The sequence below is a fragment of the Vibrio sp. 1F263 genome (assembly GCF_041439035.1).
Lineage (GTDB): Bacteria > Pseudomonadota > Gammaproteobacteria > Enterobacterales > Vibrionaceae > Vibrio > Vibrio tasmaniensis_A.
The window spans coordinates 1-1,625 of record NZ_JBGONI010000116.1; the positions used below are offsets into that span (position 1 = coordinate 1).

General features: G+C 40.7%; 3 protein-coding genes. All 3 read right to left on the reverse strand.

The features are described 5' to 3' along the window. Window positions 1-491: integrase arm-type DNA-binding domain-containing protein (locus tag ACED25_RS23335; RefSeq protein ID WP_371696255.1), on the reverse strand; the 491-nt coding region annotated here is incomplete at its 3' end. Window positions 492-843: 352 nt separating this feature from the next. Further along, window positions 844-1,287: a lytic transglycosylase domain-containing protein gene (locus ACED25_RS23340; RefSeq protein WP_017098615.1), complete on the reverse strand. Its 444-nt coding sequence runs from the start codon at window positions 1,285-1,287 to the stop codon at window positions 844-846. Window positions 1,288-1,341: 54 nt separating this feature from the next. After that, window positions 1,342-1,625, reverse strand: a 284-nt coding sequence (locus ACED25_RS23345) for a hypothetical protein (RefSeq protein WP_371696257.1), incomplete at its 5' end; no start/stop codon positions are given.

Here is a 1,625-nt window from a genome sequence, read left to right on the forward strand (position 1 = left end):
ACCGACAGCAACACTAACGCTTGGTTGGCTGAGCCTTTCACATGGCTTAACTGGGCAAACCACTGCTCAACATCATTTCGAACAATAGATTGTACTTCCCTATCTCCAAGATAAGGGGCGATCTGAAGACGAAAGGCACTTTCGTTCTTTTTCAAAGTGCGAGGTTTCCAATGACGAGGATAACGCTTAAAAAACTCTTGGCCGAACGCCTTCAGCGTTATGGAGGGCAATATTTCCTTTTTCGGACTGCGTACCTGCTGAACAAGCCGCAAGGCTTCTCGTCTTGCTTGACGTAATGAGTAATCTAACGTGCAACCTAGCTTATGATTTTGCCTCAATCCGTTGTGCTGAAAACGAACGAAAAACACGCACCTCCCTGACGGGTAGACTCGTAAATACAACGTAGACACCTTGGAATCATAGTATTCTTTTGTGGTCGAAGTCGGTTTAACGCGCTCGACAAATCGCTGAGTAAGAGATATTTTTTCCATTTCAAGCTCCTGTTTACAGGGGCACTTTTGAACCGTAGAACGCTGTCAAACATGCCATAACACTAAAAAACAAAAACTCAATACTGATAAATTTCAATAATTTACAACAGACAACCACCCATAATCGCCAGATTATGACGTGGTGTGTGGTCACCAACTCAACTAACCAACAACTCAGAACGAATGATCTGAGTTCCTTAATCAAAGCGACGGGAAAAACTGACAGCGAAAGACAAAAGCCGACCAGGTGGCGAATGAATCTGACGAACGAGGGATGCGGGGGATCTGGAAATTGAAGGAAGAAAGCGAGAGGAAAAGCTAAAGACCTCGCACCATTATGGTGCAAATCCTTTTATTGAACGTTCATCTTAAAATAAACCGATTGGACTTTTTGGATGTATATTTTTCTGGTGTTCTCGGTGCGTTTGGAAAAACCCGCATTATAAGCGCCGACACTGTTCCAATAATAACCATGACTCGCAAAGTTAGAACTTAATACCCACGCACCTAATGAAACATTAAAACAAGGTTCATAAATATTGGCTTTATTGACATTAAATTCAGCCAATCGAGGAAACCAAATAGAGTTAATTTGCATGAGTCCAAAGTCACGACTGGTTACTTGACCTTTTTTATTTTTGTTTTCGTTATAAGCATTAGGATCAAGACTGCTTTCAACTTGTGCTATCGCTCGCAGCAAAGCTGGAGCAACATTATAATGTTGTCCTGCTTCATCAAAACAAAACGAATACCCAACACTTGGAAATACCGACAATAATAAGATTGATTTTTTCATAAACTAAAAAATGGAGTCCAAAGGAACTCCATTATATCGCGTGAATTGACGTCATCAATATTCATTCGGGAGCAAAATCGTAGTGCAACTACGATCACGCTTGGTAATTATCCAGACTTGTTCATTACAAATGGTGTAACTGGATAAAACCCGCTCGCCTATCTTGGTGGCTTCATCATTGGTAAGTTTATCTTCAACACAGACATTTCCCCAATCACCATTTTGGTGACGATGTAAGTAAATCGGTAAATTCACACCAATATTGTTATTTAGCAGTTCAGCAAGGCTTTGTTGCGTAATTAAATTTAAAGATAGAACAACCCCGTTTCGCGTATTTC

What these genes read in the sequence shown, in the direction of transcription:
- ACED25_RS23340 (WP_017098615.1), bottom strand. Translation starts at nt 1,287, where the DNA reads ATGAAAAAATCAATCTTATTATTGTCGGTATTTCCAAGTGTTGGGTAT.